Below are 24,157 nucleotides of genomic sequence, written 5' to 3'. Positions count from 1 at the left end.
GGTCCATCTTCCTGCGCCAGCCGTGCGCCCAACCCGCTGCACACCACCGACTTCGCTTCCCCTCTCCCGCGCCGCGTTGCCGTTAGCGCGAAAGAGGCGTGATTCTATGCAGCCCGCGGCAATCATGCAAGGGGTTTCGCAAAAAATAAAAGGCCCCGCACGCTGCCGCGTGCGGGGCCTTTTATAGAAGCAGCCGAACCGTCAGGCCGCGCGCGCCTGGCGCGCGACGATCTCCATATAGTGATCGAGATCCGGCGTCGTTTTTCCTTCTTCCTTCGCGGTATCGTCCCAGCGACGCAAACGCAGCGCGTCCTCCGCAAACGGGCGCTGCAGGAACGCCGCCGTTTCCTCTTCACTGAAGATGCCCCCCTGCAACGCGAGGCTGCGCACCGAGTCCGGCGACAGGCTCTCGAAGTAGCCGGCGTCCGTGCGGCACAGGCAGCGCTTCGCATCGACGTGCAGCCGGATCGGTTCCAGCACCGCGTCGGAAAACAGCGGCCGCAGGAACGGCAGCACATAATACTGATGCAGATCGTCGATCCCGCGCGCGCTCGGCGTCTCGCCCTGGCGATTCAGCAGGTGCCCGAGGTCGTGCAGAAACGCCGCCGCAACCAGCGCTTCGCCAGCCCCTGCCTCCTCCGCCAGCAATCCGCTTTGCAACGCATGCTCGAGCTGCGTGACCGGTTCACCGCTATAGGCCACATGGCCGTGCTCGCGATACAGCCCGTGGATCTCTTCCACCGTCAATGCCATTCGCTCACTCCCAAGGCAGCGAAAACGTCTTCAGGTTCGTGAAGCTCTTCATCGCCTCCTGAACGCCTTCCTTGTAACCGAGCCCCGAATCCTTGATCCCGCCGAACGGCGACAGCTCGATCCGGTATCCGGGCACCTCCCATACATTCACGGTGCCGACGTTCAGCTCGTTTACGAACCGCACGACGGCTGCCGTGCTGTCCGTACAGACCCCCGACGACAGCCCGAACGCCGTTCCGTTGCCAATCCGGATCGCGTCGTCGATCGTGTCGAACGCGATGACGGGCGATACGGGGCCGAAGGTCTCCTCGCGCACGATCGTCATCGACGGATCGACGTTGTCGAGGACGGTCGGCGCATACAGCGCGCCGCGCCGCACGTTGCCGGTCAGCAGGCGCGCACCCTGCGCAACCGCCTCGTCGACCCGCGCCTCGAACAGCCGCGCCGCCGCCTCGTCGATCACCGTGCCCATTTCGTTCGCCGGATCGAACGGATCGCCGTACTTCCATGCGCGGGTCTTCTCGACGAGCAACTCGGTAAATGCCGGCGCGATGGAGCGCTGCACCAGCATCCGCTTGACGGCCGTGCAGCGCTGGCCCGAATTCCGATACGAGCCGAGCACCGCCAGCGATGCCGCGCGTTCGACATCGGCGTCTTCGAGAACGATCAGCGGGTCGTTGCCGCCCAGCTCCAGCACGATGCGCCGGTAGCCGGCCCGCGCGACAATCGCCTTGCCGATCGCAACGCCGCCGGTAAACGTGATCAGCGATGCATGCGGATGCGTAACGAGTTCGTCCGCGATCTCGCGCGGGTCGCCGGTCAGCACCTGCAGCATCGGCTCCGGCAGCCCGGCCTCAACCAGCAGATCGGCCAGATAGAACGCCGACAGCGGCACCTTCTCCGACGGCTTCACGATCACGCGGTTGTTGGTCGCGATCGCCGGCGCGATCTTGTGCGCAACCTGGTTCATCGGATGATTGAACGGCGTGATCGCGACGATCACGCCGTCGAGCGGCTGCCGCTGCGAGAACACGCGCCGCGCCTTGCCGTGGGGCGTCAGGTCGCACGAGAAACTTTGCGCGTCGTCGCGCAGCGCCTCGACCGCCGCGAACTTCAGCACGTCGGCAACGCGACCGATCTCGTAGCGGGAATCCTGTTTCGACAGCCCCGATTCGAGCGTGATCAGGTCGGACGCTTCCTCGGTGCGCTCGCGCAGCAGCGCGGCCGCACGTTCGAGGATCTGCGAACGCTCGTAGCGCGTAAGCTTCGGCCGGTAGGCCATCGCGTAATCGAACGCGGCGCGCACGTCGTCGACGCTGGCGAGCGGCGCGGTACCGACCCGGGCGCCAGTATAAGGATCGTCGATATCGAAGGTGCGCTCGCGCGTCGCGCGCATGCCGCACCAGCGCAGCGCCTCGGCGCGAAACTCGGGGTGGTCTTGCCGGGGGTGGGCCATCATGTCGCGATCCGGTTCAGCACGAAATCGAACACGTCGAAGTTGCGCGGGCGACGCGCGGGATCGTCCCGCTCGATACGGCGATTGAACAGCAGCGGCACTTCCTGTTCCGACACGCCGCCATGCGAACGTAGCGGCACCGTGAGGCCCGACAGGTCGTGTTCGCGCTCGCGCGTGCCGAGCGTCATGTCGCGACGGCCGATCACGACGAGATCGCCGATCCGGTCGGCCGGCAGCTCGAAGCGTGCGGCGGCTTCCGCGTTGTCGAGCACGAGCTCGACACCGTCGAGGCCGCCGACGCGCCACATCGCCTCGGCCCGGTCGACGCCCGGCGCCAGGTAGATGGTTGCAAACGAACCCAGCGCGCCGTGGTGCACGACATACGGATCGGTAATCGGCAGGATCACGCGCGCGGCCTGCGCGCCGTACCAGCCGTCGAACGCATCCTGCAGATAAATCACGTTCGGGCGGCCGGTCGCGGGATCGTGCTTCGCGTTCATCCCGTGGTCGGCCGTGAGCCCGATCGCCCAGCCGAGCGCGTCGAGCTGCGCGAGATAGCCGTCCATCATCGCGTAGAACGCGTTCGCGCCGGCGCTGCCCGGCTCGCACTTGTGCTGCACGTAGTCGGTGGTCGACAGGTACATCAGGTCGACCTGCCGCGTCTGCGCGAGCCGCACGCCGGCCGCGAACACGAATTCGGACAACGCCGCGCTGTAGACATCCGGCGACGGCAGGCCGACCCAGTCGAGCACGTCGACGATGCCGTTTTCCGCGAGATTCGCCTGCGCGGCCTTCTCGGCGGAAAAGCAGATGCCGTTCAGCTGCCAGCCAAGCAGCCGGCGCAGCTTGTCCTTCGCCGTCACGACGGCCACCCGCGCACCGGCGTCGGACGCCGCCGCGAGCAGCGTGCCGGCCCGCAGATAGGCCGGATCGTTCATCATCACTTCGGCGCCGCGCCCGCCGTCGGCGGTCGCGTCCCAGAAATAGTTGCCGCAGATTCCGTGGACCGACGGCGGCACGCCGCAGACGATCGACAGGTTGTTCGGGTTGGTGAAGGTCGGCACGACGCAATCGGCGCGCCACGCCGTACCTTCCGCGATCATCCGGCCGATGAACGGCGCGACGCCCGCTTCCACCGCACGTTCGAGATAGTCGTACTCGCAGCCGTCGACACAGACGACGACGGTCGGCTCGACCGGCAGCCGGTAGCGCCGGCCGTTGACGTCGACGGAGCGTCCCGCGAGATTCGGCGATGCGCCGGCCGCCGACGCTTCATCGGGACGGCGCAATGCAAACGCGGCGTTCATGATGCAGCCCGCGTGCCGCGCGGCACGCGCGCGGCGATCAGCAGCAGCGCCGCGAGCGACGCGCCGAGCATCAGCAGCGACAGCGCCGATGCCGGAAGGTAATAACCACGCTCCACCTGGCCGATCACGACGATCGGCACGGTCGCGAAGCCGGGCGGATAAACCGTCAGTGTGGCGCCGAGCTCGCCGAGCGACAGCGCAAAACCGAGCGCGAGGCTCGCGCGCAGCGCCGGCACGAGCTGCGGCAGCAGCACGCGGCGCAGCACCATCGCGGGTGGCGCACCGAGGCTCGCCGCGGCTTCGCGCAGCACGGTCAGCTCAGGGCGCAGCGCGGCGGCCGCGCAGCGATAGCAGAACGGCAAAATCAGCGCGAGCTGCACGAGCACGACGATCGCCGCCGAGCTCGACAGGTCGACCGGCTTCTGGTGATACGCAATCAGCACCGCGAGCCCGAGCACGACGCTCGGCACGCCGTTCGGCACCATCACGAGCGCGTCGACGACCGCGCCGAGGCCGCGTCGGTCGCGCCCTTCGAGCGCAAGCGCAAGCCACAGCCCGAGGATCGTGCCGATCGCCGACACGCCGAAGCCGATTTCGAGGCTAGTCAGCAGCGCATCGTATTCCGGCGAGCCGAGCCGCTCGAACCAGCGCAGGCTGTAGCCGGCCGGCAAGATCGTGCCCGACCATTGCGTCGACACGCTCGACAGCGCGACGACGATGACGGGCAGCACGAACAGCCAGAAGCACGCGAATGCGGCCAGCGCGAGCGCGGCGCGCGACGCATGCTTGAGCAGCGCGTCGCTCCAGCCGATCTGGCGGCGCGGCACGGCCTGCCCGATACGGAATTCAGCGGACATCGTCCCCTCCCGTCGCACGCCGGTTCACCCGGCGATAAACCGTATACAGCGCCAGCGACAGCGCGAGCATCACGACCGCGCCGGCCGACGCGGTCGGCAGGTCGAGATCGACGGTCGCGCTGCTGTAGATCGCGACCGGCAGCGTCACGAGCCGCGCGCTGCCGAGCACGAGCAGAATCCCGAATTCGTTCAGCGTCAGCAGGAAGCACAGCACGGTGCCGGCGGCGATGCCCGGCCACGCGATCGGCAGCACGACGCGGCGCGCCAGCATCCAGCCGGGCGCGCCGAGGCTGCGCGCGGCTTCGATCAGCCGCAGGTCGAGCGTCGCGAACGACGCGAGTGTCGGCCGCACGACGAACGGCGTATAGAACACGGTCTGCGCGAGAATCACGCCGCCGATGCCGAACAGGAAGTCGAGCGGCGGATTCTCGAGATGGAACAGGTGCTGCAGCGCGATGCCGATCGACCCTTGCGAGCCGTACAGGAAGATCAGCGTGAACGCGACAAGGAACGACGGAAACGCGACGTACAGTTCCAGGAAGCGCGTGACGAGCGATGCGCCCGGAAACGGCTTGAAGAACAGCAGCGCGGCCAGCAGCACGCCGAGCACCGACGCGGTGCCGGCGCTCGCGAACAGCACGCCGAGCGTCGTCAGCAGCACGGTGCGCGTGTCGGGGTTACCGAAGAAGGTCCGGTATGCGGCAAAACTCAGCCCGTGTTCGCCCGATACGCTCAGCAGTACGAGCCGCACCAGCGGATACACGACGAGCGGGCCCAGCACGACGACCGCGAGCGCGGCCAGGTGCAGGTCGCCCATGCGCTTGCGGCGCCGCGCGACGGCGGCATGCGCGGCGGCCGACGCGAGCACGTGCGGCGGCAGGCTGGCCTCAGGGCTCGATAAGGACGACATCGTCTGCCTCGCAATGCAGGGAAACGCGCGCACCGCGCTCGGGGGCCGCGCCGCGGCCGCGTTGCATCGTGACGCGCACGGGTTCGTCGGGCGCCGCGTCGATCACGACCGCGATCGACAGATCCGCGCCCTGCCATTCGACGGACGACACCGTGCCGTGCAAGCCGCCTGCAGCGGGCGGCATCACGGTCAGGCGCTCGGGGCGCACGCACGCGACCTTGTCGCGCACTTCGTGACGCGGATCGCCGAGCGGGAAAATCACGCGCGGCGGCAGCAGGTTCGCCGGGCCGAGATAGCGCGCGACGTAGCCGTCCTGCGGCGCGTCGTACAGTTGCTGCGGCGTGCCGAGCTGCGCGATGCGGCCGTCGCGCAGCAGCAGCGCGCGATCGGACAGCACGAGCGCGTCGTCGCGGTCGTGCGTCACGCAGACGACGGTCAGGTTCGGCAGGCGCTCGTGCAGCGCCTTCAGTTCGCTGCGCACCGATGCGCGCAGGTTGGCGTCGAGCGCCGACAGCGGCTCGTCGAGCAGCAGCACGTCCGGCTCGATCACGAGCGCGCGGGCCAGCGCGACGCGCTGCTGCATCCCGCCCGACAGTTGCGCGGGCAGGTGGTGGCCCGCATCGCCGAGCTGCACGAGCTTCAGCGCGTCGGCGACGCGTCGCGTCACTTCGGGCGACGCCATGCCGCGTGCGCGCAGCCCGAAGGCGACGTTCTCGAACACCGACAGGTGCGGGAACAGCGCGTAATTCTGGAACAGCAGACCGAGATTGCGCTTGTGCGGCGGCGCATGGGTCAGGTCGCGTCCGGCAACGGTCAGCGTGCCGGTCAGGCCGTCGGCCTTCACGAACCCGGCGATGAAGCGCAGCAGCGTGGTCTTGCCGCAGCCGCTCTTGCCGAGCACGGTCAGAAATTCGCCGGCGCCGATCGACAGCGACAGATCTTCCAGCACCGTGCGTGCGCCGTAGCGCACGCTCAGGTGCTGGATCTGCACGCCGCCCGGCGCGCCGGACCGCAGCGTCGCGTGCGGTTCGGCGGCGCCGAATGCGCCGGGATGGGTCAGGGTGGTTTCCACCGGGTTCATCCTCTTGCTCGCTGATACAGGCGGCGTGCGCCGATCACTTCGGCTTGACGACGTCGAGCTGCTTGCCCGAGCTGCCGATCACGTCCTTCTTCCAGCGCTCGATCCATACCGGCTTCTTCGCCATCACCTGGGCCCAGTCGACCGGGATCAGCTTCACGCCGGCGATCGCCTTCTTGACCGCTTCGCCGTTCTTGCCTGCCAGCGGCACGTCCGTGCGGCCCGGGATACCGTACATGTCCGGCACCTTCGACTGCACTTCCGTCGACATCAGGTAGTCGATCAGCTTCTTGCCGGCGTCCTGGTTCGGGCCGCTCTTGATCAGCCCGATGCCGTACGGGAGCTGGAACGTGGTCGGCTGGTCGCCTTCCTTCGCGGCCAGGAAGATCGGCTTGACGGACAGCGCGCCGTGTTCGGCATCGTCGAGGTCCATCTGCAGGTCGCCGTTCGCGACGCTGATCTCGTTACGCGACAGCAGCACGTTCAGGTAGCCCGTGCCCTTCGTGTGGAACTTCACGCTCTGCGACAGCTTCGCGAGGTAGTCGAACGCCTTGTCCTCGCCCATCAGCGAGGTCGTCAGGATCAGCACGGCCATCCCGTCGCCGGCCGTGGCCGGGTTCGAGTACGCGACCTTGCCGGCGTAGCTCGGCGACAGCAGGTCGGCGAACGTCTTCGGCTGGTTCTTCACGACGTCCGGGTTGATCGCGAAAGAGAAGTAGTTGTTCACGAACGTCGCCCACGTGCCGTCCTCGGCCTTCGCGATCGCCGGCACGTTCTTGTAGTTCACGCTCTGATACGCCTGCAGCAGGCCCATCTGGCCGGCCTGCTGAATGAACGGCGGCAGCGTGACGATCACGTCGGCCTTCGGGGAATTCTTCTCGATGTTCGCGCGGTTGACGACCTCGCCGCTGCCCGCCGTCACGATGTTGACCTTGACGCCTTCCTTCTTCTCGAAGGCCGGCAGCACATCGCGATAGAGGTTCTCGAGACCGTCCGCTGTATACAGCACGACCGCGTTCGCCGCATGCGCCGGCAGCGCGGCACCTTGCAGCAAACCGGCGGCGCAGGCGGCCAGCGCGAGCTTGCGGAACGCGCCGGCAGCGGCGCGCGAGGAATTCTGCAGTGTCATCTCACTTCTCCGTAGGTGGAACACCAAACGGCCGGGGCATGTCCGGCGCTGTCGGCCGGAGTTGGCGCTTCAGCGCTTACTCCGGCCCCATGCAAAGCTGTCGGCCGGAGTTGGCGCTTCAGCGCTTACTCTGGACCCATGCAAAGCGGTCGGCCGGAGTTGGCGCTTCCGCACTTCCTCCGGCTCCATGCAAGGCCTGTTATCTCCGGGCAGGCCGATAAGCGGCCCGCCTCGCCGCCGCGCTGCGGTTGGTTTCGCGCGGCAACCGAAGGATCACAGCGTTCAATGACAAACCCGTGACGAGTGCCACAATTTCCAAAAAATGACACATTTTGCCAATATCATGCACGTCATTCAGAAATGCCGCCCGGCGTTTCGCCCGACCTTTGCTGGAGACAAACCATGCCCGACCCGATCCTGCTCACGCCCGGCCCGCTCACCACGTCCGCCACAACCCGCCACGCAATGCAACATGACTGGGGGTCGTGGGACGCCACTTTCAACCAGCTGACGGCCAGCGTCTGCACGGACCTCGTCGCAATCGCGCGCGGCGGCGGCGACTATGTGTGCGTGCCGATGCAGGGCAGCGGCACGTTCTCGGTCGAGGCCGCGCTCGGCACACTGGTGCCGCGCGACGGCGTCGTGCTCGTGCCCGACAACGGCGCGTATTGCGCGCGCATCCTGAAGATCCTCGGCCGGCTCGGCATCGACGCGATCGCGTTGCCGTTCGGCGAGGACGCGGCCGTCGACGCGGCCGCGGTCGAGGCCGCGTTCGCACGCGAGCCGCGCATCACGCACGTCGCCCTCGTGCACCTGGAGACGAGCGCCGGCATCCTGAACCCGCTGGACGCGATCGCGGCCGCATGCCGGCGACACGGCAAGCGGCTGATCGTCGATGCGATGAGTTCGTTCGGCGCGCTGCCGATCGCGCTGGCGGACAGCGGCATCGATGCGCTGATCTCGGCGAGCGGCAAATGCCTCGAAGGCGTGCCGGGGATGGGTTTCGCGATCGTGCGGCGCGACGCGCTCGACGCGAGCGAAGGCAACTCGCGGTCGCTCGCGCTCGATCTTCACGATCAATATGCGTACCTGCGCAAGACGGGCCAGTGGCGCTTCACGCCGCCGACGCACGTGATCGCCGCGCTGCGCGCCGCGCTCGACCAGTACCTCGCCGAAGGCGGCCAGCCCGCGCGCGGCGCGCGCTACGCGGAGAATTGCCGGACGCTGGTCGAATCGATGCGCGCGCTCGGCTTCGTGCCGTTCCTCGACGCGGGCGTGCAGGCACCCGTGATCGTCACGTTCCACGCGCCCGACCATCCGGCCTACGATTTCCGCCGCTTCTACGACGCGGTGCGCGACGCGGGTTTTATCCTGTACCCGGGCAAGCTCACGCAGCTCGAGACGTTCCGCGTCGGCTGCATCGGCGCGATCGATGCCGACGATATCCGGCGCGCGGTGGCTGCGATCGCGCAGGCGGTCGAATCGCTCGGCATCGCCGTGCAGCGCGCGTAACGCGCCACGCGAGCCGGGATACAAGCCGGCACAACAGCCGGCGCGCAAACAAAAAAGCCCGGCGGCCAACCGGGCGCCGGGCGAACGCAAGAGATGTGCGTGGAGGTGATGCTTACAGCTCGATCCGCTTGATGTCGCCGACGACGAAGATGTACGACAGCGCCCCGACCAGCGCGATCACGCCGATGAACACGAGCGCGCCGACGAACGAGCCGGTCGACGCGACGATGAAGCCGACCACCAGCGGCGTGACGATCCCCGCAAGGTTCGCCGCGAAGTTGAAGATGCCGCCCGTCACGCCGAGCAGGCCGTCCGGCGCGATGTCCGACACGAGTGTCCAGCCGAGCGCGGCCATCCCCTGCGCAAAGAACGCGACCGACATGATCGCGATTACGGCCTCGTTGCTCTGCACGTAGTTCGCGAGAATGATCGTCGATGCGAGCAGCAGGCCCGCGATGATCGGCAGCTTGCGTGCGAGGTTCGCGGATTTGCCGCGGCGCAGCAGCCAGTCGGAGAAGATCCCGCCGAACATCACGCCGACCGACGCGGCGATGAACGGCATCACCGCGAAGAAGCCGATCTTCAGCCAGCCCATGTGGCGCTCGGTCGCGAGATAGGTAGGGAACCAGGTCAGGAAGAACACGAGCGTCGAGTTGCCGGCGAACTGGCCGAGGCAGATGCCCGCGAGCTGGCGCTTCTTCAGCAGCTGGCCGGCCATCGCCCAGCTGAACTTCCTCTGCTCGCCCTTGCCGCCGTCGTTGCCGTCCTTGCGTGCGGCGTGCACGAGACCGCCGCCCGCCTCGATATACGCAAGCTCCTCCGAATTGGCGCCCGGATGGTTGCGCGGCTCGTGATAGAACTTCCACCAGACCAGGCCGAACGCGATGCCGACCGCGCCGACGACCCAGAACAGCGAGCGCCAGCCGAACGCGCCCATCAGCGCGAACAGCACGGGGCTGAAGAACGCGAGGCCGATGTACTCGCCGACGGTATAGGTGCCCGTCGCCATCGCGCGCTCGTTCTGCGGGAACCACGTCGCGACGACGCGGCTGTTGGTCGGGAAGCACGGCGCCTCCGTCACGCCGAGGCCGAGCCGGCATGCGAGCAGCGTCGCGATGCCCGGCACGAAGCCCTGCAGGAACGTGCACAGCGACCACAGCGTCATCGACCAGTAATAGGTGATCTTGCTGCCGAAGCGGTCGAGGAACAGGCCGCCGGGCACCTGCATCGCGACGTACGTCCACGAAAACGCGGAAAACATGATGCCCATCACGGCCGCGTTGATGCCGAGCTCCTTGGTGAGCTGCGGCGCAGCCACCCCCAGCACGGTGCGGTCGAGGTAGTTGATCATCGTGCCGATCGCGAGCAGCGCGAGAATCTTGTAGCGCGCCGAGGTGCGCCGGACCGTGCCGGCCGCCTGCGCCGGCGCGGCACTCGTATGGGTGGTGTGCTGCATGGTCGTCTCCTGGTCTCTCTTTCTATAAGGGGGTCAGCGCGCGACGAGCGACTGAAAGTGATCGAACATCCGCTCGGGGTCGGGCGTGCGTCCGGTGAAGATCTCGAACGCGTCGACGGCCTGGTAGACGGCCATCCCGCCACCTGGCAGCGTGGCGCAGCCGGCCGCTCGCGCGGCGCGGATCAGTTCGGTTTCGAGCGGGAAATACACGATGTCGGCCACCCACATGCCAGCGTGGAGCAGCTCGGCCGGCAGCGGCAGGCCCGGGTGCTTGGTCATGCCGGTCGGCGTCGCGTGAATCAGGCCCGTCGCGGCGCGCATCGCGGCCGCGAGATCGTCGCCGGACGGAGCGCCGCCCGACGCAACGCGCGCGGCCGGGAAGCGCTGCTGCAGCTCGCCCGCGAGCGCGATGGCGCGCGCGCCATCGACATCGAAAATCGTCAGTTCGGCCGCGCCCATCTGCAGCGCCGCATGAGCCACGGCCGCGCCCGCGCCGCCCGCACCGAGCTGGACGACGCGTTCGAGCGACGCACCGGGCAGCCCGCGGCGGAACGATTTCGCGAAGCCCGACCAGTCGGTGTTGTGGCCGATCCGCTTGCCGTCCTTGAACAGCACGGTGTTCACTGCGCCGAGCGCGCGGGCATCGTCCGACAGCTCATCGAGGTGTTCGATCACGCGCTGCTTGCACGGGTGCGTGATATTGAGACCGTTGTAGCCCATCCGCTGCGCCGCATCGAGCAGTTGCGGCAGCGCGTCGGCGGTCACGCCGAGCACGTCGAGATCGATGCGCCGGTAGACGTAGCCGAAGCCCTGGCGGAATCCTTCTTCCTCGTGCATCGCGGGCGACAGCGAACCGCCGATACCCTGGCCGATCAGGCCGATCAGAAACGACGGGCGGCTCATCGCGCGGCTCCCTGCGCAAACAGCGTCGACAGACGCTGCAACGCGAACACGTAGCCTTCGGTGCCGCAGCCGCAGATCACGGCTTCGGCGACCGCCGACACATAGGAATGGTGACGGAACGCCTCGCGGCGATGCACGTTCGAGATATGCACTTCGATCACCGGCTTCGCGATCGCCGACAGCGCATCGGCCAATGCCACCGACGTATGCGTATAGGCGGCCGGGTTGATCACGATGCCGTGCGTGTCGTGACGCGCCGCATGCAGCCAGTCGATCAGCTGGTGCTCCGCGTTCGACTGGCGGAAATCGATCTCCAGCCCGAGCCCGTCGGCCGCCGCGCGGCAGCGCTGCTCGACGTCGGCGAGCGTTTCCGCGCCGTAGATATGGGGCTCGCGTGTCCCCAGCAGATTCAGGTTCGGGCCGTTCAGCACCAGCACCTTGTGCTTGCTCATGGTGATTCTGCTCCTAAAACGGGGGCGAATCGCTAGCCGACTTCGCCCCCTGACGTCAAGATTTGGCGCTAGTGTGCGCTTGCGCAAGCGCAATGTCTTTTCGGGTTTTCGCTAATTTGTACCAACTAGTTAGTTTGTATAATCCATGTCACTTACCCAGTAAATTCGGGATATGGCGCGCGCCCGGAACTCAACGACTGGTTCATTCAGGGCCGGTTCGACCGACGCCATGCCCCGCTCATCCGCAGGATTCGCCCATGCAGCGCTCGATCGCCACCGTGTCACTGTCCGGCACGCTCGCCGAGAAGCTCGCCGCCATCCAGGCCGCGGGCTTCGACGGCGTCGAAATCTTCGAAAACGACCTCGTCTACTTCGACGGATCGCCGGCCGACGTCCGGCGCATGGCCGCCGATCTCGGCCTCGACATCGTGCTGTTCCAGCCGTTTCGCGACTTCGAGGGCGTGAGCGCGGCACAGCTCGCACGCAATCTCGATCGCATCAAGCGCAAGTTCGACGTGATGCACGCGCTCGGCACCGACCGCATCCTCGTCTGCAGCAACGTGTCGGCCGACACGATCGCGGACGACGGGCTGCTCGTCGACCAGCTCGGCGCGCTCGCCGAAGCCGCCCGGGAGGCCGGCGTGGTCGCCGCGTACGAAGCGCTTGCGTGGGGCCGCGTCGTGAACCGGTACGGCCATGCGTGGAAACTCGTGAACGCCGTGAACAGCCCGCATCTCGGCCTCGCGCTCGACAGCTTCCACACGCTGTCGCTCGACGATTCGCCGGATGCGATCGCCGAGATTCCCGGCGACCGCATCGCATTCGTGCAGATCGCCGATGCGCCGAAACTCGCGATGGACGTGCTCGAATGGAGCCGCCACTACCGCTCGTTCCCGGGCCAGGGCGACTTCGACCTCGCGCGCTTCACCGCGCGCGTGATCGAATCGGGCTACACCGGGCCGCTGTCGCTCGAGATCTTCAACGACGGCTTCCGCGCGGCACCGACCGCGATCACGGCCGCCGACGGCCATCGCTCGCTGCTCTATCTGGAAGAACTGACGCGCGCGCGGCTTGCGCAGGACGGCCGTGCGCCGGCCGCCGGCCAGCCGCTCTTCGCGCCGCCGGCGCCGCCCGCGCACGTCGGGTTGCAGTTCATCGAATTCGCGGTCGACGCGCAGGCGGCGGCGACCGTCGGCGAATGGCTTGGCAAGATGCGCTTCCGGCTCGCCGGCCGGCATCGCTCGAAGGACGTGACGCTGTTCCAGCACGGCGCCGCGTCGATCGTGCTGAACGCGGAGCGCGACTCGTTCGCCGATGTGTTCTTCCAGCGGCACGGGCTGTCGCTGTGCGCGTCTGCGTTCCGCGTCGACGACGCGAAAGTGGCATTCGAACGCGCGGCCGGCTTCGGCTACGCGCCGTTCTCCGGCCGCGTCGGGCCGAACGAGCGCGTGCTGCCGAGCGTGCAGGCGCCGGACGGCAGCCTCGAGTATTTCGTCGACGAAGCGCCGAACGCGCCGACGCTGTATGAATCGGACTTCGTGCTGACCGACATCGACGGCCCGAGCGAAGTCGGCCCGCTGACGGGCATCGACCATGTGTGCCTCGCGCTGCCGGCCGACGCGCTCGACACGTGGATCCTGTTCTTCAAGACGGCGTTCGGCTTCGAGGCCGAGCGCAGCTGGCTCGTGCCCGATCCGTACGGGCTGATGCGCAGCCGCGCGGTGCGCAGCGCCGACGGCTCCGTGCGGATCGCGCTGAACGCGTCGGTCGACCGTCATACGGCCGTCGCCGAATCGCTCGAGCGCTACCACGGCACCGGGCTGAACCACGTCGCGTTCCGCACCGACGACATCGTGAAGACGATCGCCGCGTTCGCGGCCGACGGCGTGCCGTTCCTGCGCATTCCGCCGAACTACTACGACGATCTCGCCGCGCGCTACGCACTGCCGGACGAGCTGATCGACACGCTGAGCGCGCACCACCTGCTGTACGACCGCGACGAGCACGGCGGCGAATTCCTGCACGCGTATACGGAACTGGTCGACAACCGCTTCTCGCTCGAGATCGTCGAGCGGCGCGGCGGATACGACGGCTACGGCGCGGCGAACGCGGCCGTGCGGCTCGCCGCGCAGGCGCAGCGCAGGAAATAACGGAAGGACGCGAATCGGGAGTCTGGGGCCGGATCACGTCGCGGCCCGCGTCCGACTCAAAGGGCCGCATCCCGCGCGCACCATCGTGGCGAATCGAGTGGCCGAGAACCAGCCCGCGCGGCTGACCGCGACCCGGCCGGGAGCCGCGCTCCGTATGACGTTACATACGGTAACCCGTACCGCAGCGCAGCATCCCGTCGCCCGCCACCGTTTTAAGAATCGCTTAAGTCTTCGACGGCACCATCCGCAACCAGTACCCGATGGTTATCTCGAAAAGGAGGAAAGCGATGAGCGCCGTAGAAGCACCCGCGGGCCGCCAGGCCGCGCCCCCTGCAAAGAAGACGATGCTGCGCCGCCTGCTCAGTCATCACGAAATCGCGACGCTGCTCGTGCTGCTGCATGCGCCGATCGGAGCGAACGCCAAACCCGAATTGCCTGCGCTGCAGGAAGCCGGCCTCGTCGAGATGATCAAGCTCGACGCCGATACGGCCCCGAGCTTCCGGCTGACCGAAGACGGCACGGCCGTCCTGAAAGGGCTCGGCTACCGCTGAGCCGCCGTTTTCCCCGCTTCCCCGCATCGCCCCGATCCCTGCGACGCGCCGGCCCTTCCGGCGTCTCGCGTCACCCCGCCCGCTCCTGCAGCATCAACCTGTATTCCGTCGGCGTCACGCCGACCGTCGCCTTGAACTGGCGCGTGAACGCGCTGTGATCCGTATAGCCGCATAGCGCCGCGACGTCGGTCACCTTGTCGTGCGTGACGAGCAGCGCGGTGGCCGCATCGAGCCGCGTCTTCAGCAGCACCTGGCGCGGCGTCAGGTGGAACACCTTGTGGAAATAGCGTTCGAGCTGCGCGACCGACATCCCGGCCATCTGCGCGAGATGCTTCAGGTTCAGCGGCTGCACGTAGTGATCCTGGATGTGCTGGACCACGTCGGCGAGCTTGCTGTAGGCCGGATGCGATCCCTCGTGCGCCTTCAGGTCGCGCGAGATGCCCGCGAGGCCGACCACCTTGCCCGCGGCGTCGCGCAGCGGCTCCTTGCAGGTCAGGCACCAGCCCGGCTGGCGGCCCGGATACAGGTGCAGCTCGAGCTGGTCCATCAATTGCTGGCCGGCGTTGATCGTCGCCATGTCCTGCTCGAAATAGCTGCGGCCGAAGCGGCGCGGAAACACTTCGTCGGTCGTCTTGCCGAGCAGGTCGCGCTTGTCCTTGTAGCCGCAGCGCATCGCCAGCGTGCGGTTGACGAGCGCGTAGCGACCGCTCGCATCCTTCACGAAGAACGCGACGTCCGGCAGCGCATCGAACACCGGTTCGAGCAGGCGGAAATGCGCGAGCATCGCGCCGAAATCGGCGTTGTCGGGCTGGTAGCGCAACGTGTCGGACAGGCTCATGGGCGGTACGGCAAGCAAGGTCGTCATCCCGGCATCCGCGAAGCGAGTGGCAGATGGCGTCGATTATAGGAGCGCCCCTTCAATCGCGTCGCGCCGATCGTGGGGGGCGGGCAAGCTGGCGGCAGCCGTCGCATCGCGCCGCCGATCGGCCGGCATCGGCAAGCGACATACGTTGCGCGCGCAACTACCGCGCTGCGGGTACGGCGGCCAGCCGCGAATCCGCTTGCGCCGCCGCATGCAGTCACGCATGCGCCGATGCCGACCTGCCGCATTGGCGCACCGGCACTGCGTGTCCGGATCCACCATCCTAAAAATGCGGACGTGCAGCGTCTTGGCGCGATTGCGCATTCGACATGACGATTTCGGCATATATCAGGGTTATCGACGATATGCCGATATCGTCGCCGGCCGCGCACCGAACGCGCAAGACGCGCGCATTTTCGCTATCTAGACTTTGCTTCACGGTCACGAGACGACACCGCGCCGCTGCAGCAATCGGCGCGCACGGCCTCGCCGCATCACCCGCAGCGCACGCCGATTCCGGCACAACCCGGGCTGCCCGCGGCGAGTAGGCATGGCCTTCGCATCGGCCGGCCGACCGAACCGTCTCGCCCGGTTTACCGGCGCCGGCCCGCTAGCCGGCGGCGGCCCAACCACGCCATCAAGGGGAAGTGAAAGTGAAGCTGAAGGTATCGTACGTCGCGCTGGCTGCCGCCTGCGCACTGTCGGGCACGCACGCCATCGCCGCCGACGTCGTCAAGATCGGTTTCGCCGCACCGCTGACCGGCCCGCAGTCGAACTACGGCTCGGACATGCAGAAGGGCGTGCAACTCGCGATCGCCGACTTCAACGCGACGCGCCCGACGATCGGCGGCAAGCCCGTCACGTTCCAGCTCGACTCGCAGGACGACCAGGCCGACCCGCGCACCGGCACGACCGTCGCGCAGCGGCTGATCGATGACAACGTCCGCGGGATCATCGGCCACTTCAACTCGGGCACCAGCATCCCGGCGTCCGACCTGTACGATCGCGCGGGGCTGCCGCAGATCTCGATGGCGACGTCGCCGCAATACACGGCGCGCGGCTACAAGACGACCTACCGGCTGCTGACGAGCGACGCGCAGGCGGGCCGCATCGTCGGCACGTACGCGGTGAAGACGCTGCGCTTCAAGCGCATCGCGATCATCGACGACCGCACGGCCTACGGCCAGGGCATCGCCGACGAATTCGCGAAGGCCGTGGAGGCGGCGGGCGGCACGATCGTGAAGCGCGACTTCACGAACGACAAGGCGCTCGATTTCTCGGCGATCCTGACCAACCTCAAGGGCGTCAATCCCGACGCGGTCTTCTACGGCGGCGGCGACGCGCAATCGTCGCCGATGATCCGCAAGATGCGCCAGCTCGGGATGAAAGCGGCGTTCGTGACGGGCGAGATGTCGCGCTCGCCGACGTTCCTGAAAGTCGGCGGCGAAGCGGCCGAAGGCGCGATCGTCTACATGGGCGGGCTGCCGAAGGAAAAGATGCCGGGCTTCGCCGGCTACGCAGCACGCTACAAGGCGCGCTTCAACGAAGACGTGATTACGTACTCACCGTACTCGTATGACGGCACGATCGCGCTGCTCACCGCGATGAAGGACGCGAACTCGACCGACCCGAAGGTGTACACGCCGTATCTCGGCAAGGTATCGGTCAAGGGTGTGTCGGCCCCCAGCATCGCTTACGACACGAAGGGCGACCTGAAGGATGCGCCGGTCACGATCTACAAGGTCGAGCACGGCGCGTTCAAGCCGGTCGATACGATCGCCGGCAACTGATACGCGAAACATGCCCCGCGCGGCGCGGGAAGCGGCTCACCGGCCGCCCGCGCCGCGCACGCTTCGGCTGGACGTTCGAAGCCTTCCTCGGTGCGCACCCGCGCGCGCATTTCGCGCTCCTGTAGAATCCCCCCACCCGCTTTGACGCTTCGTCTGCGCCGCGCCCCATCCCGGTGCGGCGGTGCGTGTTTCGTGCCCTATCCGGCACCCGGCACGCCTCGACGACGCAAGCCGCGCCTTGTCAGTCCATGCCGATAGCGGGCCCTGGAGACGCAGCACCGACAACAACATTCGAAAACCGATCGTCCTGACCATGCAAGCTTCCGAATTGAGCGGCGTGCCTCGCGCCGCCGAACGCGCGCTCACGCGCAGCGACTACAAGACCCTTGGCCTCGCCGCACTCGGCGGCGCCCTCGAGTTCTACGACTTCATCATCTTCGTGTTCTTCGCACCGGCGATAGGGCAGCTGTTCTTCCCGCACGACATTCCCGACTGGCTGCGCCAATTGCAGACGTTCGGCATCTTCGCGGCCGGCTATCTCGCGCGTCCGCTCGGCGGCGTGATCATGGCGCACTTCGGCGACCTGTTCGGCCGCAAGCGGATGTTCACGCTGAGCGTGCTGATGATGTCCGTGCCGACGCTGCTGATGGGCCTGCTGCCGACCTACGACTCGATCGGCATCCTCGCGCCGGTGTTGCTGCTGCTGTTCCGCGTGCTGCAGGGCGCGGCGGTCGGCGGCGAAGTGCCGGGCGCGTGGGTATTCGTGTCCGAGCATGTGCCGTCGCGCCATATCGGTTATGCCTGCGGCACGCTGACCGCGGGCCTCACGGCCGGCATCCTGCTCGGCTCGCTCGTCGCCGCCGGCATCAACAGCCGTTACTCGACCGCCGAAGTCGCCGCGTTCGCATGGCGCATCCCGTTCCTGCTCGGCGGCGTGTTCGGGCTGTTCTCCGTGTACCTGCGCCGCTGGCTGCATGAAACGCCGGTGTTCGCCGAGATGAAGGCGAAAAAGGCGCTCGCGGCCGAGATTCCGCTGAAGGCCGTGCTGCGCGACCACGGCCGCGCGGTGATCGTGTCGATGCTGCTCACGTGGATGCTGTCCGCGGCAATCGTCGTCGTGATCCTGATGACGCCCGCGCTGCTGCAGAAGCAGTTCCACCTGACGCCCGCGACGACGCTGTTCGCGAACAGCGTCGCGACGCTGTGCCTGACGGCCGGCTGCATCACCGCGGGTTCGCTCGCGGGCTGGATCGGCGCGAAGCGCGTGCTCGGCATCGGCGGCCTCGGGCTGGCCGCGTGCTACTACCTGCTGTTCGTGCAGGTCGCGGCGGACGCGTCGACGCTGCCGCTCTACTACGGGATCGCGGGCTTCATGGTCGGCACGATCGGCGCAGTGCCGTTCGTGATGGTCAAGAGCTTCCCGGCCGTCGTGCGCTTCTCGGGCATCTCGTTCTCGTACAACGTCGCGTATGCAATCTTCGGCGGCCTCACGCCGGTGATCGTGTCGCTGATGATGAAGTCGAATCCGCTCGCACCGGTCGTGTACGTCGCGACGATCTGCGTGCTCGGCGGGATCGCCGTGCAGTTCTCGAAGGATGCGAAGGACGTGAAGGACGCGCACTGAACGCGGCGCACGCGCCCGTTCCATGAACAAAGGGCCGAATCCCGCGGCGTGCGGGATTCGGCCCTTTCGTTTTGCTTCAGCGCAACGGCGCGCGTGCGATCAGCGCAAGCCGCCGTACGACGAACTCGGACGGCGCAGGCCGTCGATGCTCGCGCCGCCGGCGCCGGTGACGAACAGCAGCAGGAAACCGCCGGCGATCGAGATGTTCTTCCAGAAGTGGATCACCATCTCATGCTGGACCGCGGCGTCCGTCGCATCCCAGAAATTGTGCCCGACCATCGCGGTCGCGACCGTATAGAACGCCATCAGCAGCGCGAGCGGCTTCACCTTGTAGCCGACGATCAGCAGCAGGCCGCCAAGCCCCTCGATTGCGACGACGATCGGCGCGACGACCTGCGGATACGGCACGTTCAACCCATGCAGGTAACCGACGAAATCGCCGTAGCCGAGCAGCTTCATCACGCCGCCCCACAGGAACAACGCCGCCAGCGCCAGGCGTGCGAAAAAAATGACGCCGGAATCGACGGAACGCGTCATGCCTCTCTCCTCGTATGCAGTTCGGCCGGCCGCACGGGGCGCGCCCGTGAAGCTCGGGGGCCGCGCGGCCCTGCTGGGCCTGCGGCAAATGGGCCAGCATAGAGGGTCTTTCGGCCGTGTCCAAGAAAAAGGTTGTAGCAAATCTTTACACGGCAGCGGTCGCGCGGCCCGCTTGCGGCGGCACGAAAAAAGCGTTTAGCCCGCGTCGCTCAACAGCACGCCTTTCTTGAAGATGAAGCAGCCGTAACCGCGCAGTTCGCCGGTGACGATCACCGCATACGCCTGCTGCGCGCGCTCGTAGAACGCGAAACGCTCGACGCCAGTGAGCGGCACCGCACGCCCTTCCGCGCGGTCGATCTCCGCCTGCACCTCGCGCTGCACGGGCGGCACCGCAGCCGCGTCGCCGACGACTTCCATCCGCCATGCGGGTGTGTCGACGAACGTATCGAGCGGCAGCACGGACAGCACCGCACGCGCGACGCGCGCCGAATCGGCGCCGTCGATCCGCAGCGCGCGGCCGACCACCGTGTGCTCCGCGACGGATTCCGCCGGAAAATTCGCGTCGCAGATCGCGATTTCGTCACCGTGGCCCATCGCGCGCAGCGTGTGCAGGATGTCGGCGTGCAGCAGCGGGTCGAGATTCTTCAACATGTCGGCTTGTCTCCAGGATCAGGAATGAACGCATAAGTTACCCGATCCCTGTCGCCGCCGGGCAGGTATCGCTCGCTTCACGACGCCGCGACGGGCATTTCGTCGATGAAACCCGTGACCGATGCGAGACGGCCCGACACATCGACGGTGCCGAAGTCCGAGCCCTTCGCGATCGCCGCGCCGTCGGGCGACACGAGCGCCCACGAGAACCGCAGATGCTGGCCGAACGCGTCGACGTCGGTCGTGCGGCGGAAGCGGTATGCGGGGAAGCGCGCCTGCACGGCCGCGATCATCGTGTCGATGCCCGCGTGGCCGTCGCCGGCCATCAGCGGATCGCGATAGGTCGCATCGCTCGCGTAGGTCGCATCGATCAGCGCGCGGCGGCGCGCGACGTCGGGTTCGTTCCATGCGTCGAAGTAGCGGTCGATCAGGTCGGCGTGAGCGGACCGTGCGGATTGGGCGGTGTTCATGGCGAGGCTCCTTGTGTCGATGAGGGGACGGTGTCGCGAACGTTTCGTGTCCGCGTGCAGCTATCGTCGCCGGCCTCGCGCGGGCGGTCGATTACGTGCGAGGTAAGGAATTCGTGCCGGCCGCGTACGACATGCATGCGCCGCATCGCGAGCCCGCCGCCACAGCAAAAACGGGCGCCCGAAGGCGCCCGCATCGTCTGCCGTCACCACCGCGCGCGTCAGGTCACCGGCGCCGGATTGAACAGCGTCAGCGCATTCGCGAGCTTCCATTGCTCGGCCCACGTGCGGCGCTTGCCGCTCGCGACGTCGAGCATCAGCCGGAACAGTTCCCAGCCCACGTCCTCGATCGTGGCCGCGCCGGTCGCGATCTGCCCGGCGTCGAGATCCATCAGGTCGTGCCAGCGGCGCGCGAGATCGCTGCGCGTCGCGACCTTGATCACCGGCACCTGCGCGAGGCCGTACGGCGTGCCGCGGCCGGTCGTGAACACGTGCAGGTTCATCCCCGCCGCGAGCTGCAGCGTGCCGCAGATGAAGTCGCTCGCAGGCGTCGCAGCGTACAGCAGCCCCTTCTGCCGCGCGCGATCGCCGGGGCGCACGACGCCGGCGATCGGCGCGCTGCCCGATTTCACGATCGAACCCATCGCCTTCTCGACGATGTTCGACAGGCCGCCCTTCTTGTTGCCGGGCGTCGTGTTCGCGCTGCGGTCGACGCGGCCGCGCTGCAGGTAACGGTCGTACCAGTCCATCTCGCGGATGATCTCGCGTGCAATATCCTCGTTCGCCGCGCGCGACGTGAGCTGCGCGACGCCGTCGCGCACTTCCGTCACCTCGGAGAACATGATTGTCGCGCCCGCGCGCACGAGCAGGTCGGCCGCGAAGCCGACGGCCGGGTTCGCGGTGAGCCCCGAGAACGCATCGCTGCCGCCGCACTGCACGCCGACGACGAGATCCGACGCGGGGCACGTCTCGCGGCGGCGGCGGTTCAGCCGCTCGAGATGCGATTCGGCCATCGTCATGATCGAGTCGATCATCGAGTTGAAGCCGACGTGCGCGGCGTCCTGCAGGCACACGACACCGCCGTTGTCGGTCGCGCCGTCGGCGGCCACCGGAATCGTGCCGGGCGGCAGCAGGCGCTCGGGCTGCAGCTTCTCGCAGCCGAGGCTCACGGTCATCACCTCGCCGCCGAAGTTCGGGTTCAGGCTGATGTTGCGCAGCGTGCGGATCGGGATGTCGGCGTCGGGCGCATCGATCGCGACGCCGCAACCGTACGTGTGCTCGAGCCCGACCACGTCGTCGACGTTCGGGTAGCGCGGCAGCAGCTCGGCCTTGATCCGCTTCACCGCATGCTCGACGACGCCCGACACGCACTGCACGGTCGTCGTGATCGCGAGGATGTTGCGCGTGCCGACCGAGCCGTCGGCATTGCGGAAGCCCTCGAACGTATAGCCTTCGAGCGGCGCCAGCGGCGGCGCGGCACGCGTCGCGAGCGGCAGGTCGTCGAGCCCCGGCGGCTCGGGCATGCGCATCGTGCGCTCGTTGACCCAGCTGCCGCGCCGCAGGTCGGTCAGTGCATAGCCGATCACCACGTTGTAGCGGACGATCGGGTCGCCGGCCGCGAGGTCGGCAAGCGCAACCTTGTGCCCCTGCGGCACGCCTTCGCGCAGTGTCAGCCCGTCGGCGAACGTCGCGCCTTCGCGCAAGCCGCCGTCGTTGACGACGATCGCGACGTTGTCGTCCGGATGCACGCGGATGTAGAGAGGAGAAGCAGTCATCGGAATTTCCTGGAAGCGACCGGTCATATCGTTAGTCATCATACGACAATCGGCCTCAACCGGGGATTCTGCGTAAACCCTTATCCGGAAAGACCCTACTATCGAGCAGCCAGCAAACCGCTTGCGCCACCCTTTCCCTCGTTGTACGATGACATACAACGACATCGCCAATGTGGCTCGTATGCCGTTCCCGACGAACCCAGCACTCGCGCTAGACGGACGACCCAACCATGACTTCACCGCAAGAACTCAAACAAATCATTTCCCACGGCCTGCTGTCGTTTCCGCTGACCGACTTCGACGCCGACGGCAACTTCCGCCCGACCACCTATGCCGAGCGCCTCGAATGGCTGGCGCCGTATGGTGCGAGCGCCCTGTTCGCGGCCGGCGGCACCGGTGAATTCTTCTCGCTCACGCAGCGCGAGTATTCGGACGTGATCCGCGTCGCGACGGAAACCTGCAAGGGCAAGGTGCCAATCCTCGCCGGCGCGGGCGGCGCGACGCGCGTCGCGATCGAATATGCGCAGGAAGCCGAGCGCCTCGGCGCGAGCGGCGTGCTGCTGATGCCGCACTACCTGACCGAAGCGAGCCAGGAAGGGATCGCCGACCACGTCGAACAGGTGTGCCGCGCGCTGAAGATCGGCGTCGTGGTGTACAACCGCGCGAATTCGAAGCTGAACGCCGACATGCTCGAGCGCCTTGCCGACCGTTGCCCGAACCTGATCGGCTTCAAGGACGGCGTCGGCGAAATCGAAAGCATGGTCACGATCCGCCGCCGCCTCGGCGACCGGTTCGCGTACCTCGGCGGCCTGCCGACGGCCGAAGTCTATGCCGCCGCGTACAAGGCGCTCGGCGTGCCGGTGTACTCGTCGGCCGTGTTCAACTTCATCCCGAAGACGGCGATGGATTTCTACGAAGCGATCGCGAAGGACGACCACGCGACGGTCGGCCGCCTGATCGACGATTTCTTCCTGCCGTACCTGAAGATCCGCAATCGCCGCGCGGGTTATGCGGTCAGCATCGTGAAGGCGGGCGCGAAGCTCGTCGGCCACGACGCGGGCCCCGTGCGCGCGCCGCTCGTCGACCTCACCGACGAAGAGGCGGCGGAGCTCGACGTGCTGATCAGGAAGATGGGCCCACAGTAAGCGGGGGTGGCCGGCGCGGCGCCTGCATCGGCGCCGCGGCCGGCTCGCCGTTACGCAGTGCGCAACGTTTTTGTGTCGCGGCCGGTTTGTATCTGCCGCGGTCGTTTGTATCGGTAATCGTGCACGCATCCGCCGCGATGCGTGCGGCGTCGCAGCGCTCCGCCCGACGCCACCCGCTTCGCGGGCCGGCCGCCTCCGTCACATCTGCGCGATGATCCCGACGATCCGGTAGCGCACGTTCCCCAGCTTGACCCGCGTTGCCTCGATCTGGTCCTGCGCGCCCGTACGCGCACGCGCCTTCGATTCGCCGTCGAGGATCTGCCCGAGCACATCGCGATCGACGACCGCGTCGAAGAACCGGCCGACCGTGATCGTCGCCGACTGCTTCGCGGTCGCGAGCTGGCTGTTCGCCTGCGTCAACGCTTCGGCGCGCAGGCCCTGGTCGCGTTCGTCGATGCTGCGCCGGTATTGGAGCGCGAACACGAGCGCTTCCATGTCCTGCCGGAAACGTCGGACGGCCTGCCCGAACATGAGCGAATGCGCGTCGGCGCCCGTGACGAGCCGCCCCTGGTTGATCGTCAGGTCGAATTCGCTGCCGCCCAGGTCCCGCTGGAATTCCAGCAGCGCGTTCGCGAGCACGCGCCCTTCGCTGTATTGGCCGATCTGGGTGCGCACGGATTTCGCGACGTCGCCGATCGCTTTCCACAATCCGGCCGCGAACAGGTGATCGCCACGCTTGTTGATGTTCATCGGAGGGTTCCCTCGTTGTCTTTTGTCGGTCTCTCAGGCTCG

Annotated in this window: 22 protein-coding genes; 6 read left to right on the top strand and 16 right to left on the bottom strand. The window is 67.4% G+C overall.

Annotated elements, in window-relative coordinates; genetic code table 11:
* Positions 1–201: 201 nt before the first annotated feature.
* The 7 genes from ACNQQL_RS26160 to phnS are packed head-to-tail and all read right to left on the bottom strand — an operon-like array spanning position 202 to position 7,490.
* Positions 202–753 (bottom strand): phosphonate degradation HD-domain oxygenase, encoded by a 552-nt coding sequence (locus ACNQQL_RS26160; protein ID WP_072444642.1) that lies wholly within the window; start codon positions 751–753, stop codon positions 202–204.
* A 4-nt stretch (positions 754–757) separates the two neighbouring features.
* Positions 758–2,212 (bottom strand): phosphonoacetaldehyde dehydrogenase, encoded by a 1,455-nt coding sequence (gene phnY / locus ACNQQL_RS26155; protein WP_347066728.1) that lies wholly within the window; start codon positions 2,210–2,212, stop codon positions 758–760.
* Positions 2,209–3,516, bottom strand: a complete 1,308-nt coding sequence (gene phnA, locus ACNQQL_RS26150) for a phosphonoacetate hydrolase (protein WP_347066726.1) — start codon at positions 3,514–3,516, stop codon at positions 2,209–2,211. The genes phnY and phnA overlap by 4 nt, the downstream gene beginning before the upstream one ends.
* On the bottom strand, positions 3,513–4,373 hold the full coding sequence (phnV, locus tag ACNQQL_RS26145; protein WP_204421962.1) for a 2-aminoethylphosphonate ABC transport system, membrane component PhnV: 861 nt from the start codon (positions 4,371–4,373) through the stop codon (positions 3,513–3,515). Before phnV ends, phnA begins: the two co-directional genes overlap by 4 nt.
* Positions 4,363–5,283, bottom strand: a complete 921-nt coding sequence (locus ACNQQL_RS26140) for a 2-aminoethylphosphonate ABC transporter permease subunit (RefSeq protein WP_347066723.1) — start codon at positions 5,281–5,283, stop codon at positions 4,363–4,365. Before ACNQQL_RS26140 ends, phnV begins: the two co-directional genes overlap by 11 nt.
* Positions 5,261–6,364 (bottom strand): 2-aminoethylphosphonate ABC transport system ATP-binding subunit PhnT, encoded by a 1,104-nt coding sequence (gene phnT, locus ACNQQL_RS26135; RefSeq protein ID WP_347066721.1) that lies wholly within the window; start codon positions 6,362–6,364, stop codon positions 5,261–5,263. The genes ACNQQL_RS26140 and phnT overlap by 23 nt, the downstream gene beginning before the upstream one ends.
* A 34-nt stretch (positions 6,365–6,398) precedes the next feature.
* The gene (gene phnS / locus ACNQQL_RS26130) at positions 6,399–7,490 is read right to left on the bottom strand and encodes a 2-aminoethylphosphonate ABC transporter substrate-binding protein (RefSeq protein ID WP_111018957.1); all 1,092 of its coding nucleotides are present in this window, start codon (positions 7,488–7,490) and stop codon (positions 6,399–6,401) included.
* A gap of 402 nt (positions 7,491–7,892) precedes the next feature.
* Between phnS and ACNQQL_RS26125 the strand changes: the two genes are divergently transcribed.
* Positions 7,893–9,002 carry a 2-aminoethylphosphonate--pyruvate transaminase gene (locus ACNQQL_RS26125; RefSeq protein WP_347066719.1) on the top strand — a complete coding sequence of 370 codons (1,110 nt, stop codon included), beginning with the start codon at positions 7,893–7,895 and terminating at the stop codon, positions 9,000–9,002.
* Positions 9,003–9,114: 112 nt separating this feature from the next.
* On the opposite strand, the gene ACNQQL_RS26120 is transcribed toward ACNQQL_RS26125, so the two are convergent.
* From ACNQQL_RS26120 to aroQ, 3 genes are read right to left on the bottom strand one after another with little or no spacing between them, the layout of a single operon-like run.
* A complete protein-coding gene (locus ACNQQL_RS26120; RefSeq protein ID WP_347066717.1) occupies positions 9,115–10,458 on the bottom strand; it encodes an MFS transporter in 1,344 nt (447 codons plus the stop codon).
* Positions 10,459–10,491: 33 nt separating this feature from the next.
* Positions 10,492–11,361, bottom strand: a complete 870-nt coding sequence (locus ACNQQL_RS26115) for a shikimate dehydrogenase (protein ID WP_204421967.1) — start codon at positions 11,359–11,361, stop codon at positions 10,492–10,494.
* Positions 11,358–11,813: a type II 3-dehydroquinate dehydratase gene (gene aroQ / locus ACNQQL_RS26110; RefSeq protein ID WP_034181783.1), complete on the bottom strand. Its 456-nt coding sequence runs from the start codon at positions 11,811–11,813 to the stop codon at positions 11,358–11,360. Before aroQ ends, ACNQQL_RS26115 begins: the two co-directional genes overlap by 4 nt.
* Positions 11,814–12,070: 257 nt before the next feature.
* Between aroQ and ACNQQL_RS26105 the strand changes: the two genes are divergently transcribed.
* Together ACNQQL_RS26105 and ACNQQL_RS26100 are read left to right on the top strand one after the other, a co-directional pair.
* A complete protein-coding gene (locus tag ACNQQL_RS26105; protein ID WP_347066714.1) occupies positions 12,071–13,963 on the top strand; it encodes a bifunctional sugar phosphate isomerase/epimerase/4-hydroxyphenylpyruvate dioxygenase family protein in 1,893 nt (630 codons plus the stop codon).
* A 287-nt stretch (positions 13,964–14,250) separates the two neighbouring features.
* The gene (locus tag ACNQQL_RS26100) at positions 14,251–14,514 is read left to right on the top strand and encodes a hypothetical protein (RefSeq protein ID WP_072444620.1); all 264 of its coding nucleotides are present in this window, start codon (positions 14,251–14,253) and stop codon (positions 14,512–14,514) included.
* Positions 14,515–14,584: 70 nt separating this feature from the next.
* On the opposite strand, the gene ACNQQL_RS26095 is transcribed toward ACNQQL_RS26100, so the two are convergent.
* A complete protein-coding gene (locus ACNQQL_RS26095; protein ID WP_034181780.1) occupies positions 14,585–15,379 on the bottom strand; it encodes an AraC family transcriptional regulator in 795 nt (264 codons plus the stop codon).
* Between the two features lie 650 nt (positions 15,380–16,029).
* Here ACNQQL_RS26095 and ACNQQL_RS26090 point away from each other — a divergent pair.
* Positions 16,030–17,166 (top strand): branched-chain amino acid ABC transporter substrate-binding protein, encoded by a 1,137-nt coding sequence (locus ACNQQL_RS26090; protein ID WP_347066711.1) that lies wholly within the window; start codon positions 16,030–16,032, stop codon positions 17,164–17,166.
* Between the two features lie 313 nt (positions 17,167–17,479).
* Positions 17,480–18,790: an MFS transporter gene (locus tag ACNQQL_RS26085; RefSeq protein ID WP_347066709.1), complete on the top strand. Its 1,311-nt coding sequence runs from the start codon at positions 17,480–17,482 to the stop codon at positions 18,788–18,790.
* Positions 18,791–18,889: 99 nt separating this feature from the next.
* On the opposite strand, the gene ACNQQL_RS26080 is transcribed toward ACNQQL_RS26085, so the two are convergent.
* From ACNQQL_RS26080 to garD, 4 genes are all read right to left on the bottom strand, one after another.
* Positions 18,890–19,327 carry a DoxX family protein gene (locus ACNQQL_RS26080; protein ID WP_072444614.1) on the bottom strand — a complete coding sequence of 146 codons (438 nt, stop codon included), beginning with the start codon at positions 19,325–19,327 and terminating at the stop codon, positions 18,890–18,892.
* Between the two features lie 195 nt (positions 19,328–19,522).
* Positions 19,523–19,978, bottom strand: coding sequence for an RbsD/FucU family protein (locus ACNQQL_RS26075; RefSeq protein ID WP_072444612.1), 456 nt, complete (start codon positions 19,976–19,978; stop codon positions 19,523–19,525).
* 77 nt (positions 19,979–20,055) lie between these two features.
* Positions 20,056–20,448, bottom strand: a complete 393-nt coding sequence (locus tag ACNQQL_RS26070) for a nuclear transport factor 2 family protein (protein ID WP_347066706.1) — start codon at positions 20,446–20,448, stop codon at positions 20,056–20,058.
* A 218-nt stretch (positions 20,449–20,666) separates the two neighbouring features.
* Positions 20,667–22,220: a galactarate dehydratase gene (gene garD, locus ACNQQL_RS26065; protein ID WP_105391105.1), complete on the bottom strand. Its 1,554-nt coding sequence runs from the start codon at positions 22,218–22,220 to the stop codon at positions 20,667–20,669.
* Between the two features lie 230 nt (positions 22,221–22,450).
* Between garD and kdgD the strand changes: the two genes are divergently transcribed.
* Positions 22,451–23,365 (top strand): 5-dehydro-4-deoxyglucarate dehydratase, encoded by a 915-nt coding sequence (kdgD, locus tag ACNQQL_RS26060; RefSeq protein WP_347066704.1) that lies wholly within the window; start codon positions 22,451–22,453, stop codon positions 23,363–23,365.
* Between the two features lie 198 nt (positions 23,366–23,563).
* Here the strand turns inward: kdgD and ACNQQL_RS26055 are convergent, their stop codons facing one another.
* Entirely contained in the window at positions 23,564–24,115 is a 552-nt protein-coding gene (locus ACNQQL_RS26055; protein ID WP_034181774.1) for a hypothetical protein, read from the bottom strand.
* Positions 24,116–24,157 lie beyond the last annotated feature (42 nt).

Source organism: Burkholderia sp. LFS061 (genome assembly GCF_047978125.1).
Lineage (GTDB): Bacteria > Pseudomonadota > Gammaproteobacteria > Burkholderiales > Burkholderiaceae > Burkholderia > Burkholderia pyrrocinia_C.
The sequence above is the reverse complement of the archived record's forward strand: the minus strand, read 5'-3'. Positions and strand labels throughout refer to the sequence as shown.